This is a genomic window from Variovorax sp. NFACC27 (genome assembly GCF_048301545.1).
GTDB lineage: Bacteria > Pseudomonadota > Gammaproteobacteria > Burkholderiales > Burkholderiaceae_C > Variovorax > Variovorax gossypii.
In genome coordinates, this window is sequence record NZ_CP157613.1 from 4,455,085 (window position 1) to 4,470,903 (window position 15,819).

Here is a 15,819-nt window from a genome sequence, read left to right on the forward strand (position 1 = left end):
AGCGGCGGGGCTTTCATCGAGATCCAGTGAAGATCGGTCGTGGGATTGGCGATGAACGGGAAGCGTGCTCCAACGCGGCTCACTGCCAAGCACCTGACGGCTGGGGAAGCTGAGTCTGGCACCGTTGGACGATCTGGTCCATCGATTGCTAGAGGACATTCGCCGCGATGAACCCGATGCGTCGCTTCGGTGACTCTGTGCAAGGAGTCCGGCAAGAAGCAGATCACTACCGGGCGATAGAGTCGGCCACGCACGGTTCCCTCAACTCTTTTTCTGCAACTCCTGCGATCAACATGAACCTTCGACGCCATATCTGCGCCTTCCTTCTCGGAGCCTCCTTCGTCGGGGCGCATGCACAGAGCGCGACATCCGCGGCGCCTGCCTCGCTGCTGTCGCAGGCCCTGGCCCTGTCCGACGGTGTGCAGCCGCAGGTGGTCGAGTGGCGCCGGCACATCCACCAGAACCCTGAGCTGGCCTACCAGGAGACCGGTACAGCGAAGTACATCGCTCAGGCGCTGGCCGGCATACCCGGCCTGGAGGTCAGGACCGGGATCGCCGGTACCGGCATCAAGGCCGTGCTGCGCGGTGCGCAACCGGGCCCCGTGGTGGCGCTGCGCGCGGACATGGATGCGCTGCCCGTCGAGGAGCGCAACGACCTGCCTTTCAAGTCCACGGCCAAGGCGGACTGGCTGGGAAAGCCGGTTGCGGTGTCGCACGTCTGCGGACATGACTCGCACGTCGCCATGCTGTTGGGCGCGGCCAAGGTGCTGTCCTCGCTGCGCGAGCAACTCGCCGGCACGGTGGTCTTCATCTTCCAGCCGGCCGAGGAAATTGGCCCGGGGCTGGGCAAGTCCAGTGGCGCCATGGCCATGGTGCGCGAGGGCGTGCTCGACAACCCGAAGGTTGATGTCGTGCTCGGCCAGCACATCAGCAACCAGGCGCCTTCCGGCACGATCCGCTACAGGCCAGGCCCGATGCTGGCCAGCATCGACGTGTTCAACATCAAGTTCAAGGGCACGGGCGGGCATGGCGCCGCGCCATGGGCCTCGAACACGCCCATGCTGGCGGCGGCCGAGACGGTGCTGGGCCTGCAGAACATCGTGAGCCACCGGCTCAATCCGACCATCGACGGCGGGCAGACGATCGTGACCACCGGCATGCTGCAAAGCGGCAACCGCTTCAACGTGCTGCCCGAGACGGCCGAGATCGCCGGCACGATCCGCGCGCTCTCGACGACGAACCAGAAGATCGCCCAGGAGGAGATCCGCCGCCGCGCCACCGGCATCGCGGCCAGCTACGGCGTGCAGGCGGATGTGAAGATCGACAGCGGCGACGGCTACGAGGTGCTGGTCAACGACCGCGACGCCACGCTCTCGCTGGTGGGAGCCTTCGGTGCCGCTGCCGGCGGTGCCGCGAAGGTGAGCCAGATGCCGGCCTCCATGGGATCGGAGGATTTCGGGGCCTTCGGCTCGACCGGCGTGCCGGTCGTGTTCTGGATGCTGAACGCTTCGCCGATGGGCGAAAAGGACGGGCCGGTGAACCATTCGCCGCTGTTCCAGATTGACGAGTCGGCGATGCGCGTGGGCGTTCGTGCGCTGACTGCTGCGACACTTTCTCAACTGGCCAGTGCGCGGCTTCAGTGGCGCTGAACGTCTTGCAGCGGCACTCGGGGCATTGGAGTCGTCGGCTGCGCCATCAGATCCGGTGTTGCTCCTCGACGATTCGTTTCAGGATCGGAAGTGTCGCGCGCCAGTAGAACGCGACGTGGTTCCAGCCTGAGTCCTCACCGATCTCCCAGTCCTTTCCGCGGCGTAGAGGGGAGGGCGGCACCTGATGGCTGACCCTCAGGACCGTTTCGGCGCCCTCAACCTCGAGCGTGATCGTGATCGATGAATAGGATTCGGGAACGTCAGGCAGACCGGAAACCCTGGACCAATAGGTGTACTGAAGTAGCGAGGGCGATCGCACCTGGATCACCTGCCCCTTGTCCCGATACCGCGCTGTCCCGATGATCGCTTCTATTTCGATGGGACTGCCGGGCTGCCAGTCGGTCTTGAAATGCGCATTGCGCCATTTCTCCCCGGCATCGGGATCCGTGAGTGCGCCCCAGACATCCCGAGGTTCGGCCTCAATGCGGATGGATTGCATGACTGTTCGGAAGGGCATGGTTCTGCTGTCCAGATGAGGGCCTCGGAATTTTCCCCGGGAAACATCGCAGCCGAAGACCTTGCGTGCAAGGAGCCCGCCCAGGCCGCCTGTTTCCGGCCCTACAAATACGGGCCGCTCGCCAATACGGAGCTGGTGATCAGGCCGAGGAACGTCCAAATGACCTTCAACGGAAGTCCACCGTAGTCGCCGAAGTGAAGCGGCTGCGACAGAAGCAGGGAACTCAGGTCCCAGGCAAGGCGTGCTTTGCGCAGGGCTCGCCAGTTTGCGCGTCGATCATCATGGGCGTCAGCAGCCGTGCAGTCAGTGGTGAGTTGCCGCGCACGGAAGCCATGTAGTGATGCGGCGATGAGAAGGGGTTGCCTGGAAAGTCGATGAACGAGATGTCCGTTCCGGGCGCCGCGGCCAACGCCGCGTCGGCCGTCCGCTGCACGATGCCCGCGAGGTTGTGCATGTCTAGCCAGTAGAGCCGCCGCATGCCAATGCCGCATGGGGAAATCGCGGCGCTCCTCTCATCAGAACGGCAATCTCCTGACGCGAGAAGGAGCGTCATTGCGTGTCACGCAACAGAAGGTGTGCCGTTCGAACGGCGGCGGGGCACTCGCGACGTTCCACGAATTGCACTTGGCGAAGGTCTTGCTGGAGACCCGGGCGTGCGAAACACTGTCCGCAGCCGAAGGGCATCAACCCGGCCTACATCCGCCCTCCAACTTTCAGCCTGTCACCATGCCGAAGCTCAGAGCCGTCAATGCCGTTGCCTGTGGGCTGATCGTCGTCGGGAATTCTCTGAACCTTGCCGTGGCCGGCCCGATCGGCTACCTGGGGCCGGCGGGGAGTTGGACGCACCAGGCTTGCCTGGACCTGTTCGGTGGCCGGGACCTTGTGCCGCTCGCGCGCGACCAGCTGTTCAGGAGCTATGCCGACAGGAAAGTGGAGCGCGCCTGCGTGCCCGTCACGACCTCCGTGGTTGGCGTGACGCCCTACCTCGACGCGGTGCTCGACCTGCCCGAGGTGACCATCGTCGCCGAGTACCCGAAGATGCTCGGATACAGCCTGCTGGCCAAGCCAGGGACGAAGCGCGAGGACATTGTGTCGGTCCACGCGCATCCTGTGGCCTTCGAGGAGGTCAAGCCGTGGCTGGAGCAGGAGATGCCTCAAGTGCGTCGCGTCGAAGCGGCCAGCGGGGGCGCGGCGGCACAGGCCGTTGCGCGCAGTTCCGCGCTCGATGCCGCATCGTTCGGGCCGAGGGTCGGGGCCGACATCTATCAACTCGTCTCACTGGTCGACGGCATCGAGGAGGGGCCTCATAACGTCACGCGCTGGTGGGTGCTCGGCCGGCAGATGCCGGCGCCTACCGGGCACGACAAGACCTCCTTGCTGGTCAATGCCTCGGATGCCAGCCTGTCAGGCATCCTGGCAACGTTCAGCGAAGCGGGCGTGCAGGTCCTGACGATCTACGAGCGTCCGAGCAAGAAATCACTGGATACGCACCGCTATCTGGTCGAGGTGGCGGGGCATGCCAAGCAGGGTGCGCTGGAGGTCTTTCTGGAGGCACATCGGGAGCTTCGCGTCCTCGGTTCCTATCCGCGGCGCTGACCCCGGGTGCATGCATCGCATGGATGCGCTCTCGGAAGAGTCTCAGCGTCGTCGTGCGATCAGGGCGCGGCGCCCCGACCCACGATCGTCCGCGGCGTGATGAACACCAGCATCTCGACCTTGTTCAATGTGTGTGAGCGCTTTCGAAACAGTGTGCCCAGGTAGGGCGCCTCGCCCAGCACCGGCACGCGCGACTCGTCGTTGATCTCGGTCAGCTCGAAGATGCCGCCGATGACGACCGTGCCGCCGTTTTCCACCAGCACCTCGGTTTTGACGTGCTTGGTGTTGATCGCCGGACCGGCGGAAGTGTTGACGCCGCGCGCGTCCTTGCTCACGTCGAGTGCGAGGATGATGCTGCCCTCGGGCGTGATCTGTGGTGTCACCTCCAGCTTGAGCACGGCCTTGCGGAATGAGACCGAGGTGGCGCCGCTGGACGTGGCCTGCTGGTAGGGGATCTGTTCGCCTTGCTCGATCAGGGCCTTCGTCTGGTCGGCGGTGATCACCCGGGGGCTGGACACCAGCTTGCCTTTGCCTTCTGCCTCGAGCGCTGAGATTTCCAGGTTCAGCATGCGCGTATGGCTCGAGCTGAAGAGGGAGACCGAGAACGTGCCCGGCGCATTCCCCCTGCCGGCACTGCCGGCCGGCAGGTTCACGAAGTTGCGATTGGTATAGGGCGCGAAGGTGTGGCTGCGGCCCGCGGGGATGGTGCCGATGGAACTGTTCCTCTCGATGACACCGCCGCCCAGCCTGGCGCCCAGCGACTTGCCGAAGGTGTCCGAAGCCTCGACGATGCGCGCTTCGATCAGCACCTGCCGCACCGGTACGTCGAGCTTCCGGATGAACTCGCTCACCTCGGCCAGGCGCACCGGCGTGTCGGTGACGAAGAGCTGGTTGGTGCGGGCCTCGGCCATCGCGCTGCCGCGAGGGCTCAGCAGACGTGTGGCCGAATTGCCGCTGCCACCCGAGGCGACGCTGCTGCCACCCGTCAGGTTCTGCACCACGGCCGCGGCCTTCGCGTAGTTGAGCTGGAACGACTGCGTGCGCAGGGTCACCAGGTTCTCCAGCGAGGCCTGTGCCTCGAGGTCGATCCTTTCCCTGGCGTTGATCTCGTCGCGCGGCGCGACCCACAGCACGCTGCCGTTCTTGCGCATTCCCAGGCCCTTGGCCTGCAGGATGACTTCCAGTGCCTGGTCCCACGGCACCTCCTTGAGCCGCAGCGTGAGGTTGCCGGAGACGGCATCGGAGGCCACCACGTTGAAGCCGGTGAAGTCCGCGATCACCTGCAGCAGAGCACGCACGTCGACGTTCTGGAAGTTCAGCGTGAGCTTCTCGCCGGCATAGCCCGTGCCGGGCGTGAGCTTGCCCGGGTCGACCTTGCGCGGGCCGACCTCAATGACGAACTGCTCATCGGTTTGGTAGGCGCTTTGCTCCCAGTCACCGTGCGCGCCGATGGTCAGGCGTACCCGGTCACTCAACTGCTGCGGGTGCACCGTTGCAACGGCCGTGCCGAAGTCGGACACGTCGAGACGGCGCCGCAGTCCTTCTGGCAACGAGGCCCCTATGAAATCGGCCACCAGCGCCGAGCCCTCGCGCCGCACGTCCACGCCAAGCTGGCTGCTGCCCATGGCCACGACGATGCGGCCCGCCCCATCGTCGCCGCGACGAAAGTCGATGTCGTGCAGTGGCGTGATGCCGCGAAGGCGGTTCCCGGAGAACTCCGCAAGGGGCCGGGTCTTCGGTGGCTGGTCCGCACCCGATTGCAGCGACACCAGCAATGAGCGGCCCTGGATTTCCGCCTCGTAGGTGGCCGCATGCCGCAGGCTCAGTACCACGCGCGTGCGCTCGTCAGCCTGCACCACATTGGCGGCGCGAAGGTTGCCCAGATCGAAGGCAATGGCCGAACGACCCACCGCGCTGGCCACCCCCGGGAAATCCAGTGCGATGCGGGCCGGCGAATGTACGACGAAGCCAACGGGCAGTGCCTTGAGCGGGTGCGTGAAATCGATGCGCACCAAATCCAGCCCGGCCCGCGTCGTGCCGGTGACGGACTCGATGATGTTGTGCTGCGGCGTTTCCATCTGGGCTTGTGCCGCCATCGGAAGCAGTGACGCGAGCAGGGCGCCGATCCACCGCCGCAGGTGCAGGCGCAGACTGGGAGCACTCATCGGGCGTGGGCATGTCTTCATGGGTTCTCCTCCCTCCGCGGGGGTAGCGTGTGAAGCCGTCGCCATTCCCCTGTTGGTGTCCTGCAGATGCGCCGGTCCTGCGGATTGCGTCGCGGCGGAACCTGGCCATGGACCCCGTCAGGGCCCGCGGACCCACCGTTGCCAGCGGCGGTCACCACCGAGTGCCGCGGCGGCGCGACCTCCAACGCGGAAGGCGTCATGAGCTGCCTCCGGAAAGAGGTGCTCCTGTTGCCGGGCAGCCAGCGGGCCGGCATCCCGGCGAATCGGCCGAGGCGCCGCGGTCCGTCAGCTGCCATCCCTCCCGTTCGTGGCCGTGCAGGTGGTAGTGATAGTGGTCGTTCCGATAGACGTCGCCTCCGGAGCGCAGCGCCGCGGCGGAAAAGTGGGATGGCGATGCCGCGCGATGGAGGACTGCGGGTGCAGGCCGTGGAATCGTTGTACCGGAATAGGCAGGTCCCGGCATGCCGTGGATCGGTGCCGGCCCGCTGGACACGGCATGCGCTGCGGCCGGGTCGATGTCGATGGACCAATGTCCTGCTGCGGCAACCGGTGCCGCAGCGACCAGGGCGAAGACAGCTGCGATCCCGCAGGAGGTCTGCTGTGCCAAGCATGTCAGGTTCATGGAAGGCATCCTTGATGGCGTGATGCTCCGGAGGAGGCGCGTCTTGTCCGGCGCAGCCGCAGCGGACCGCGCAATCGGTGAGGATCGCCGGCGCGATGGTCTGGCGTGTCGGTGGAGAAATCCTTCACCGCATGTTCATTCGCCACGAAGATGAAGGCCTGCGCCTCACCGCCGACACACGGCCCGATGGCGCAGATTTCGTGACCGGTCGCCGCTGTCACGGACGGAAGTGATACGAGAACAACAGACCCGCGGTTCCCAATGCCGACACCTGCAGGCTGTGTCGGGAGTTGAGTCGGTAGCCGATGGCAGGCACCACCAGCGGCGACCATCCGTTGTGGTTGAACGGCACCTTGTCCTTGTGCTCTCCGACATAGCCGTACATGACGCCTGCTGTCAGCTTGAGGTAGAGCCTCGGTTGGCCGAACAGGTCGCTCCACTGGTAGCCGCCATAGGCATAGGCCGAGGGTTGGCCGAATGAATTGCTGAACACCCCCACACCCACCAGCCAGTTCTCGGTCTGATACCGCTCCACGCCGAGGAGGTACACGTTCCGGTGCTGGTTGCTGCGGCGGAAATGATGGGCGTAGGGCGAGAACATCCATTCCCATCTCATGGTGTTCGAGCCCTGAGGCAGTGCGGCGACGTCCTGGGCACAAGCCGTCGTTGTGCCAGCCAGCCAGCCGCATGCGGCAACGAGCGCTGCAGCCATGTGGCGGCGGGCGTGGTTTCCCAAGCCACCGTCTGGGGCATGCGAACAACCGCACCGGGCCGCAAGACGCCGAACATGCGAGCCGCCGGCTTGCGGCCCGTGCGAGCGGCGGTCGGACGCATCGAACCGCGCCGTCATGCGGGCCGTGGCGCGGGCGATTGCCGACCGAACGGCTCCCGCGCCAAACTCTGCGCCGTCGCGAAGTCTTCGCATGCCCAGATCAGGGCTGTGCGACAGGCAATGGCTGCGCCGTGCAGGCGCATCACCCGCGCACTCCATCCCGTGTTGGTGCAAGGCGATACCGCCTCTCGCGGAAGAAGGTCTGCTTCCACGCAGGGGATGTGAACGGATTCTGCTTTCTTCATCGGTTGATGCCGCGACCGGCTTGGAATGGGTCCGAAGCGACACGCAAGCCAGCGCAAGATGGCTGCGTGTGGTTCAGGTGGACCAAGGCGTTCGAACGCGAACGCATACAGCACCTCGTCAGGACGGTTATCGCCGGGGCGAGCAAGAGTTGCCGCAACGAGGTCCGCCCGGACCAGTGGCCTGGCGACGATTCTTTTGAAAGAGCATGGAGAACGGGCTCGCGTCCGATCCAGATCTGATGGAGATGCTGAAGTCTCCCGCTCATCAGAGCGTGGGCGATGCAGGCCGCATCACCGTTCACCGGTGCGATGCACGGACAACCGAGCGAGGCCAAGTGGCATCGGTTGGGCGAAGGCGCGGATTCGTTCGCCGCTTGATCGGATGTTGATGGAAATTGCAGCACATCTGAACGACGGCGAACGAGCATGGCACCTCTGTCCATCCACAGAGCCCTTCCCGAACTCGCTTGCCTCGAATGCACTCTCCGCCTGCAGACACCGCTTCGACTCCGTCCCTGTCAGAAGCCACAGATCCTCTGGCGCCGGCGCCATGTGTCCCTGTGTCGCATCCCGATGGGGGCTCCTTGGCAGCGACCCTGCGCCGCGCGATGGACGCATGTTCGCCCCGGCCCGACGGCATCTGGATCACCTTGCTGCTGCTGTTGTTTGCCGCCGTCTGGCTGCCGCATCTGGCCCACTCAAGCCTGGTGCCCCCCACGGACAACATCGAGCAGCTCACCTGGGTGCGCAGCCTCGAATGGGGCTACTACAAACACCCGCCGTTGCCCACCTGGGTGCTTTGGATTCCGGTGCAGGTCATGGGACTGTCGGAAGTCGCCACCTATGTCCTGGGGGCGACGTTCGCGCTGGCGGCCATGGGACTGCTGTGGCGGCTGCTTGCGGCCCTGCGCGGGCCCGTGCATGCAACCGTTGCCGTCCTGGCCGCGCTTTGCATCACCTACTACAACGGGCGCCTCTACTACTACAACCACGAAGTGGTTCTGATTCCCTTCGCGGTTGCCAGCGCCGGCCTCACGTGGAAGGCATTTCGTACAAGGCAGGCGCGCTGGTGGCTTGCCTTGGGAGCCTGCCTTGGCCTGGGCGGGCTCGCCAAGTACCACATCGCGGTGATGGCCCTGGCGGTTCTCGCGTTCTGGGGCTGGCAGCGCGGCTGGCGGGACACGCACCATCGGCGTGGCCTGCTGTTGGCGATGGTGACCGCCCTGGCGCTGGTGTCTCCGCATCTGTACTGGCTTTGGCAGCACGATCTGGGGCCCATCCGCTACGCCATGGAATCTTCCCTCGGGCTCGAACTGCAGGGAGGGCGCCGATGGACCGGAAGTGCGCACTGGTTGTTGGATCAGCTTCTGAATCGCGCGCTCCCCGCATGGTTCTTTCTGCTGCTGGCGCTGTGGACATGCAATCGCGGCGCGCAGCGAATCCCGGCGCATCGGCACACGGCGCCGGCCATCGACACGGCAATGAGCCGGCGCCTGCTGCTGTGCTTCGGCATCACCCCGCTGGTCTTCACCTGCGCGCTGGGACTGTTCGTCGGCGCGGACCTGCAGCTGCATTGGGGCGCGCCCTTTCTGCTGCTTGCCATCCCGGCGGCGATGGAGCTTGGCCGCTGCAAGCGTGCCTGGTCTGCCATCTCGCTGAAATCGGCCCTCAAAGCCTTTGGCCTTGTCCAACTGCTGTTGCTTCTGTGGGGGCAGATGATCTCCGCCAATGGAGAGGTGCGATGGCAGCGACATCACTGGCGCAACTTCGATGCGCAGGCACTCGCGGACGCCGTAGCGCCGGAAGCGCGCGCCGAGCTCGGAGGGCCGATCCGCCTGGTGGCAGGCCCCCCGGCCGAAGCTGGTGCACTGGCGCTTCGACTTCAGGAGAAACCATTGGTCCTTCTCCATGGTCGTTTGGACATCAGTCCATGGGTGGACAGGAAACTGGTCGACGGATGCGGCGTCCTCGTGCTGAGCAAGGCCCCGAAGCCGCCTGGCTATCGCGCGGTGGGCGACAACTTCCCTGGCTTGTACTGGCGCGTGATCGCGCCCGTTTCCAGCTCGGTGCGCTGCACTGGAGAGTCGAATGCCACGCGTTGATCCAGGAGCTGTGCGCTGGAGTGCGCAGGGCACGGAACCCCCGGTCACCCTGCGCGCGCCCGTGCAGTCGGGCACAAGCGGCGACAGCCTTTCGCAGGAGCCGCTTGTGGGCTTGTCTCCCAGGGCCTGCGTGGCTTCTCTCAGTTGCGTCATTCCCTGTCGCAACGAAGCCAGGAATCTTGCATTGCTCTTGCCACAGCTGGTGGTGGTGCTCTCGAGCTTGGCGCGCGACTGGGAGATTGTCGTCGTCGACGATGGAAGCACGGATGCCACCGTGGAGGTGGCGCAGCGCTGGCGGGATCATGGCGTCCGGCTGCTGGAGCTCTCGCGCAACTTCGGCAAGGAGGCCGCGCTGAGTGCGGGGCTGGATGCCGCACGCGGAGACCTTGTGCTTCTGATGGACGGCGACGGCCAGCACCCACCCGAACTGATCCCCGGCATGGTCGCGCGCTGGGCCAGGGGAGGCGACATGATCTGCATGGTGCGCACCGATCGCAAGGCGGAAAGTTGGATCAAGCGCATCGGTACTCGCCTGTTCTACGGTCTCATCGACCGGGACCGGCGCTATCGCGTTCCGGCGGGCGCTGGCGACTTTCGCCTGCTCGATCGCCAGGTGGTCGAGGCCCTGCGTGCACTCCCCGAGCGCAGCCGGTTCATGAAGGGACTGTTCGCCTGGGTGGGCTTTCGCGTCGAGCATATCGCCTACGTGCCACCGCCGCGGCCCCACGGGCGCAGCCACTACAGCCTGCGGGCACTGTGCAGCCTGTCGTTGACCGGCATCACCATGTTCACCAGCTGGCCGCTGCGTGCCGCCAGCGTGCTCGGCGGCGTGCTGGCAGCCGCCGCGTTCGGCTACGGCGCAGTGCTGGCCGTGTCGTACATGCTGTGGGGCAATGAAGTATCAGGCTGGACCACGATCGTCGTTGCCATGTTCCTGCTGGCCGGCGTGCAACTGGTGTCGCTCGGCGTGATCGGCGAGTACCTGGCGCGGGTGTTCGATGAAGTCAAGGGCCGGCCCCTCTATCTCGTCAAGCGGCCGCGCGACAACGCCCCGAAGGAGCACCAGCGATGAGGACGCCGCAGCCGTGTCAGAGCCGGTCCGGCATCGCTGAAGCAGGCAAGGCCGCGGTGTGCCCGCGCGGGACCTGTCGGTGCGCTCGGGTCTCCAGAGCGGGGGGAAGGCCGCGGCTTCTGTCCGCCTCCATGCCGCTCGCTCAGGAGCCAGTCCTGGCCAGGGAGTTCGACCGATGAGCCGCCCAGCCGAGCGCACCGAAGACACTGTTGCGACGCCGCCCGCGGTCGACGATGGCGCACCTCGCCCGGTGCAGCGAACCATTGCCGTTTGCGTGGATGATTTCGGCCTGAACCAAGGCGTCAACGCTGCGGCCTTGCAGCTGGCCGAGATGCGCCGCGTGAGCGCCTTGAGTGCCATGACGCAGGCGCCGGAGTGGGAGGAGGGAGCGGCGCGTGCGCGCCACCTCGACGCCCGCCATATCGACGTCGGCCTCCACTTCAACTTGACTCTGTCATTCAATGGCGCGCCCGCGCTGGGGTCGGTGCGAACGCTCGTCACGGCGGCTCATCTGCGTTTGCTGCCCAAGCGACGCATCCGCGAAGCCTTGCTGGATCAGCTCGATGCCTTCGAGGAGGAGATGTTCCGGGCACCTGCGCATCTCGACAGCCACGAGCACGTGCATCACTTGCCGCAGATACGCGACATCGTGCTCGATGTGCTGGCCCGCCGCTACACGGGCTCGCTGCCTTGGGTGCGCGCGAGTGCGGCACCGACTTCGTCCCTGATGGATTCGATGCAGCGCCCCGAAGACCGCAAGGCGTGGCTCATCGATCGGCTGGTGGGCGCAGAGGACTTCCGGCGCCAGGCACGTGCGCTTGGCTTCTTCGTGAACACCCGCTTGCTCGGTGCCTACGACTTCAAGGCCACCGAGAGCGGTTACGGTTCGCTGCTGCGGCATTGGCTCAGGCGCGCGAAGGGCGGCGACCTCCTGATGTGCCATCCGGGAATTCCAAGAATGGGCGACGTCATCCGCCACGGACGCGGTGTCGAGTTCATGGTGTGGGCCGATCCCGGATTTCCTCAGTTGCTGCGGACCCTGGGTATCGGCATCGCGCCGATGTCGGGCATCGGCGCAAAGACATCGCAGCGAGCACCCTGAGTGCTTTGCACGTGGCCGCGACGATCTTCTGCGAACCGGCCGCGTGGCTGGAAGCACTTCGAGGATGAGGCCGTCTGCACGTGCGCAGAGCGATCCCGCGCCGGTGCCGGCCCGCTGCGCTTTTCAAGCTGCTTCGGCTTGCACCGATGGTGTCCCGTGCCGCCATGGGAAACCTTGCGCCGCCGTGCGGCGCTGACCATGAGAGTGGCATGACGCGCCAGCCCAGGCCTTTGTCGGTCTTCGCGCGAGGGAAGGCCGCCATCGTGTGCCGGGGCTCACGCGGCGCTTGCTGGTTGCGGCGCAAGGCCGAAACGCTCCTGCTGCTTGCGACACTGGGCGTCGTCGCGCTGTGGCTTGCCTTCTGGTTCGGGCCGTGATCACCTGCATGGCCAACCGTCCCGCCTTCACGAAACGACGGCTGCTCGAACCGCAAGCACGAAACACGAGTCCTTCGCGGTCCCCTGGGGCCGGGCTTTCCGAGGAGCGATCAAGCACAAGGCGCTTCAGAACCGTCGCTTCGCGAAGTTCAGGCCGCCATCGCCCTCGCGTACCTCACTGACGTTCTCCCCAGCGGGAATGGTGCCGCCCAGCACCCGATGGAGCGTCAGGTGGTTCAGCAGCAAGGCCAGGCGCGTCGCTGCCTGAGCCAGTTCAGCCGCGCGTTTGCGCTCCTGCGCATCGAGCCAGGAGCGCAGGGGGATCTGGCCGTTGCGATAGCGAACCTCGTAGAGCTTTTCGCTCTCGGCAGCTTCCTCCCGCGCGCGCTGACGCGCGACGTCCTGCAACGACAGTTGTGTGCGCGCTGAAAGCGCTCGCTCCACCTCCGCAAGCGCTGTGTAGAGCGACTTCCTGAACGCGACGATCGCTTCCTCATGGCGTGTCCGGGCGATGGCGCTGCTCAGTTGCATCTCCCGCGCGTTGAGTAAGGGCAGTGTCATCTCGGCACCCAGCGTCGCGACCGGATTGCGCAGCACCTCGCGCAGCGACGTGCTCGCAGCGCCCAGGCCGCCCGTGAGCGAGAGCGTCGGGTAGAAGCGCGCGTTGGCAGCATCGCGGCTGGCAAGCGAGGCGCGCAGCCGAAGCTCGGCAGCGCGCAGGTCAGGTCGGCGTCCGAGCAGCTGCGCCGGCAGGCCCGCGCCGACAGCGGCAGGCATGGCATCTGGCAGGCGCTGCGGTTCGGGGCCGGGCGGCAAAGCCCCGTCGAACAGGAGCCCCAGTGCTTGATGCAGTTCGTTGCGTGTCTGCACGAGCTGGCTCAGCAGCGCCTGCTGCTCGGCCAAGGATTGCTCAGCCTCGCGCAGCTCGAGGCGGGAGACCGAGCCGGCCTGGTGCTGTGCACCAATCAATTCGCGGGTGCGGTGGCTGTACGCCAGGCTCTGCCGTGCGGATGCGATGCGCTCGTTCGCATGGCCGAGTTGCCAGTAAAGGCTCGCTGTCGCAGCGACGAGCGACAGGGCGACGGCTTCTCGGTCTTGCGTGCTCGCCTGTGCCTCGAAGCCGGCTGCGTCGCGCTGGGCCGCCAGGCGGTCGAACAGGTCGATCTCCCAGCGTACGCCGAGGTTGACACTGGCGGCCTCACGGGTGCGCTGGCTCTCGCCGGACAGTGCGCGGCTCGCGCTGGCCGAGACCACTCCGTCCCAGGCCGGCCGCAATGCGTTGCCGGCCAGTTGCGCTTCGAGCGAGGCGCGGCGCACCCGGATGCCCGCTGCGGCAAGGTCCGGGTTGCGCTCCAGCGCATGATCGATCCACCCGTCGAGCTGCGGGTCGCCGAACGAGCGCCACCATGCCTCGTGGTGCCGGGCATCGGCGGTGGAGGCCGAGTACTCGAAGCGAGCCGGCATGGGCACGGGCGGTTGCTGGTAGGGCGTGCGGGTGAGGGCGGTGCAACCTGCCAATGCCACCGTGAGCGCCGTCATGTGGCCCATGATGAGGAAGCGCATCAGTCCCTCGCCAGTGCCTGAACCGGATCCAGCCGGGCCGCATTGCGCGCCGGCAGGAAGCCGAAGGTGATTCCGATCAGGGAGGAGCAGACGACGGCCAGCACGATGGATGCGCCGGAGAAGGACATCTGGAGGCCGGGTTGCATCAGGTCGGCGGCCACGCCCAGGCCCAATGCGCTCAGCACGCCCAGGATGCCACCGACAAGGCATACCAGCATTGCCTCGATCAGGAATTGCTGCAGGATGTCGGACTGGCGAGCGCCGATCGCCATGCGCACGCCGATCTCCTGGGTGCGCTCGGTCACCGATACCAGCATGATGTTCATCACGCCGATGCCGCCCACGAGCAGTGCGATCATGGCGATGCCCGAGATCAGCACCGTGAGCGTGGTGCTGGTGCGGGTGACCGCCTGCCGGATCTGGTCTGAGCTGAAGATGAAGAAGTCCTTTCGACCGTGCCGCTCGCTCAGCATCGCGGTCACCGCCTGCTGCACGGTCTGGCTGGGCACGGCATCGCGAACGCGCAAGCTGATGCTGTCGAGGTGAGACTGCCCGGACAGGCGCGTCGCCACCGCCGCATAGGGCACGTAGAAGGTCGGGGTGGAAGTACCGGTGCTGCTTTGCACGGGCTGCAGCACACCGATGATTTCCACGGGCATGTTGCCCAGCAGCACGATCTCACCGATGGCACGTGCCGCGGACTTGAACAATGTCGCGGCTGCCTTCGGATCGATCACTGCGACCTGACCGTGCCGCTCGACGTCGCGTGCATCGAAGAAGCGTCCGGATGCGAGCTTCAGGCCGCGCACGCGGAAATGTCCCGCGCCCACGCCGGCGACCTGACCTGCGACCACGAGTTCGCGATAGAGCGCGGTGACGTTGATCGACAGGTTCGGGGTGGCGCTGTCGACGTACGGTTGGTCGGCGAGTGCGTCTGCATCGGCGGCGACCAGCGTTTCGATGGCTCCCGCGTGGGTGTCGCCAAAATCCTTGCCGGGAAAGACGTCGAGGGTGTTGGTCCCGAGCTCGCGGATCTGCGCCATCACCTGCTCTTGCGCGCCTCGGCCGAGCGCCACCACCGAGACGACGGCAGCGATGCCGATGATGATGCTGAGCATGGTCAAGAAGGTGCGAAGCCGGTGTGCGTTCATTGCCCGCACGGCCATGCGAAACGCTTGAGCGAGACGATCCGCGGCCGCGCGCACCGTGGCGGCGGTGGCGGGAGCGGGCGAAGCGACGCCTGCGGGTGCCGAGGTCGCGAAGGACCCGGTTTGTCGGTCGGCGACGATGACGCCATCGCTGATCTCGATCACCCGTGCAGCATGAGAGGCAACCGACATGTCATGGGTGACGAGGATCACCGTGTGGCCGTCGGCGTGCAGCTCCCGCAGGATGCGCATCACTTCCTCACCGCTGGCGCTGTCGAGCGCCCCCGTCGGTTCGTCGGCGAGGATGACTGCTCCCCCGTTCATCAAGGCGCGCGCGATGGACACGCGCTGCTGCTGGCCGCCCGAGAGCTGGCCCGGACGGTGGTTCATGCGTTCGTGCAAGCCAAGGCGCGCGAGCAGCGCCTGCGCGCGTGCTTGCCGCGCTGAGGCGGCCAGCCCCGTGTAGATTGCCGGCAGTTCGACGTTCGCCGTGGCCGAGAGATCCGCAAGCAGGTGGTAACGCTGGAAGATGAAGCCGAAGTGCTCGCGCCGAAGCGCGGCCAGTTCGTCGGGATTGAGCTCCCCGGTTTCCGCACCCGCGATCCGGTAGCTGCCTGCCGTGGGTCGATCCAGGCAGCCGAGGATGTTCATCAGTGTCGACTTGCCAGAGCCGGATGCGCCGACGATGGCCACCATCTCGCCCGCATCAATCTTCAAGTCGATGTCCTTGAGCACGACCACGGTGCCGTCTCCGGCAGGAAACTCCCGGCGTACCGCGCGCAACGCCAAAAGCGATTCGCAGTCCATG

At 66.1% G+C, this 15,819-nt stretch carries 12 protein-coding genes; 6 read left to right on the top strand and 6 right to left on the bottom strand.

Going from position 1 to position 15,819, the window contains the following annotated elements:
- Positions 1–293 precede the first annotated feature (293 nt).
- Entirely contained in the window at positions 294–1,649 is a 1,356-nt protein-coding gene (locus tag ABL840_RS20840; protein WP_093307258.1) for a M20 metallopeptidase family protein, read from the top strand.
- Between the two features lie 46 nt (positions 1,650–1,695).
- On the opposite strand, the gene ABL840_RS20845 is transcribed toward ABL840_RS20840, so the two are convergent.
- Together ABL840_RS20845 and ABL840_RS20850 are read right to left on the bottom strand one after the other, a co-directional pair.
- Positions 1,696–2,148, bottom strand: coding sequence for an SRPBCC domain-containing protein (locus ABL840_RS20845; protein ID WP_206169358.1), 453 nt, complete (start codon positions 2,146–2,148; stop codon positions 1,696–1,698).
- A gap of 119 nt (positions 2,149–2,267) precedes the next feature.
- Entirely contained in the window at positions 2,268–2,657 is a 390-nt protein-coding gene (locus ABL840_RS20850; protein WP_170217176.1) for a PepSY domain-containing protein, read from the bottom strand.
- Between the two features lie 61 nt (positions 2,658–2,718).
- On the opposite strand from ABL840_RS20850, the gene ABL840_RS20855 reads away from it, so the two are divergent.
- On the top strand, positions 2,719–3,762 hold the full coding sequence (locus ABL840_RS20855; protein ID WP_418115958.1) for a prephenate dehydratase: 1,044 nt from the start codon (positions 2,719–2,721) through the stop codon (positions 3,760–3,762).
- Between the two features lie 59 nt (positions 3,763–3,821).
- On the opposite strand, the gene pilQ is transcribed toward ABL840_RS20855, so the two are convergent.
- Positions 3,822–5,927: a type IV pilus secretin family protein gene (pilQ, locus tag ABL840_RS20860; RefSeq protein ID WP_176947639.1), complete on the bottom strand. Its 2,106-nt coding sequence runs from the start codon at positions 5,925–5,927 to the stop codon at positions 3,822–3,824.
- 860 nt (positions 5,928–6,787) lie between these two features.
- Entirely contained in the window at positions 6,788–7,186 is a 399-nt protein-coding gene (locus tag ABL840_RS20865; RefSeq protein ID WP_126472159.1) for an ABC transporter ATP-binding protein, read from the bottom strand.
- A gap of 1,045 nt (positions 7,187–8,231) precedes the next feature.
- Here ABL840_RS20865 and ABL840_RS20870 point away from each other — a divergent pair.
- The 4 genes from ABL840_RS20870 to ABL840_RS20885 all read left to right on the top strand — a co-directional run bounded on the left by ABL840_RS20870 (position 8,232) and on the right by ABL840_RS20885 (position 12,300).
- On the top strand, positions 8,232–9,749 hold the full coding sequence (locus ABL840_RS20870) for a glycosyltransferase family 39 protein (protein WP_418115959.1): 1,518 nt from the start codon (positions 8,232–8,234) through the stop codon (positions 9,747–9,749).
- A complete protein-coding gene (locus ABL840_RS20875) occupies positions 9,736–10,821 on the top strand; it encodes a glycosyltransferase family 2 protein (protein ID WP_093307262.1) in 1,086 nt (361 codons plus the stop codon). The genes ABL840_RS20870 and ABL840_RS20875 overlap by 14 nt, the downstream gene beginning before the upstream one ends.
- A 175-nt stretch (positions 10,822–10,996) precedes the next feature.
- Positions 10,997–11,923 (top strand): ChbG/HpnK family deacetylase, encoded by a 927-nt coding sequence (locus tag ABL840_RS20880; protein WP_093209501.1) that lies wholly within the window; start codon positions 10,997–10,999, stop codon positions 11,921–11,923.
- 209 nt (positions 11,924–12,132) lie between these two features.
- Positions 12,133–12,300: a hypothetical protein gene (locus ABL840_RS20885; protein ID WP_170217177.1), complete on the top strand. Its 168-nt coding sequence runs from the start codon at positions 12,133–12,135 to the stop codon at positions 12,298–12,300.
- A 126-nt stretch (positions 12,301–12,426) separates the two neighbouring features.
- On the opposite strand, the gene ABL840_RS20890 is transcribed toward ABL840_RS20885, so the two are convergent.
- Together ABL840_RS20890 and ABL840_RS20895 are read right to left on the bottom strand one after the other, a co-directional pair.
- Positions 12,427–13,863, bottom strand: coding sequence for a TolC family protein (locus ABL840_RS20890; protein WP_418115960.1), 1,437 nt, complete (start codon positions 13,861–13,863; stop codon positions 12,427–12,429).
- A complete protein-coding gene (locus tag ABL840_RS20895) occupies positions 13,863–15,818 on the bottom strand; it encodes a MacB family efflux pump subunit (protein ID WP_093209503.1) in 1,956 nt (651 codons plus the stop codon). The genes ABL840_RS20890 and ABL840_RS20895 overlap by 1 nt, the downstream gene beginning before the upstream one ends.
- Position 15,819 lies beyond the last annotated feature (1 nt).

Bases quoted from the DNA above. Each gene is read 5' to 3' on its own strand.
- ABL840_RS20840 (WP_093307258.1), top strand. From the start codon at position 294: ATGAACCTTCGACGCCATATCTGCGCCTTCCTTCTCGGAGCCTCCTTC.
- ABL840_RS20845 (WP_206169358.1), bottom strand. From the start codon at position 2,148: ATGCAATCCATCCGCATTGAGGCCGAACCTCGGGATGTCTGGGGCGCA.
- ABL840_RS20850 (WP_170217176.1), bottom strand. From the start codon at position 2,657: ATGCGGCATTGGCATGCGGCGGCTCTACTGGCTAGACATGCACAACCT.
- pilQ (WP_176947639.1), bottom strand. From the start codon at position 5,927: ATGAGTGCTCCCAGTCTGCGCCTGCACCTGCGGCGGTGGATCGGCGCC.
- ABL840_RS20865 (WP_126472159.1), bottom strand. From the start codon at position 7,186: ATGAGATGGGAATGGATGTTCTCGCCCTACGCCCATCATTTCCGCCGC.
- ABL840_RS20875 (WP_093307262.1), top strand. From the start codon at position 9,736: ATGCCACGCGTTGATCCAGGAGCTGTGCGCTGGAGTGCGCAGGGCACG.
- ABL840_RS20880 (WP_093209501.1), top strand. From the start codon at position 10,997: ATGAGCCGCCCAGCCGAGCGCACCGAAGACACTGTTGCGACGCCGCCC.
- ABL840_RS20885 (WP_170217177.1), top strand. From the start codon at position 12,133: ATGACGCGCCAGCCCAGGCCTTTGTCGGTCTTCGCGCGAGGGAAGGCC.
- ABL840_RS20890 (WP_418115960.1), bottom strand. From the start codon at position 13,863: ATGCGCTTCCTCATCATGGGCCACATGACGGCGCTCACGGTGGCATTG.
- ABL840_RS20895 (WP_093209503.1), bottom strand. From the start codon at position 15,818: ATGGACTGCGAATCGCTTTTGGCGTTGCGCGCGGTACGCCGGGAGTTT.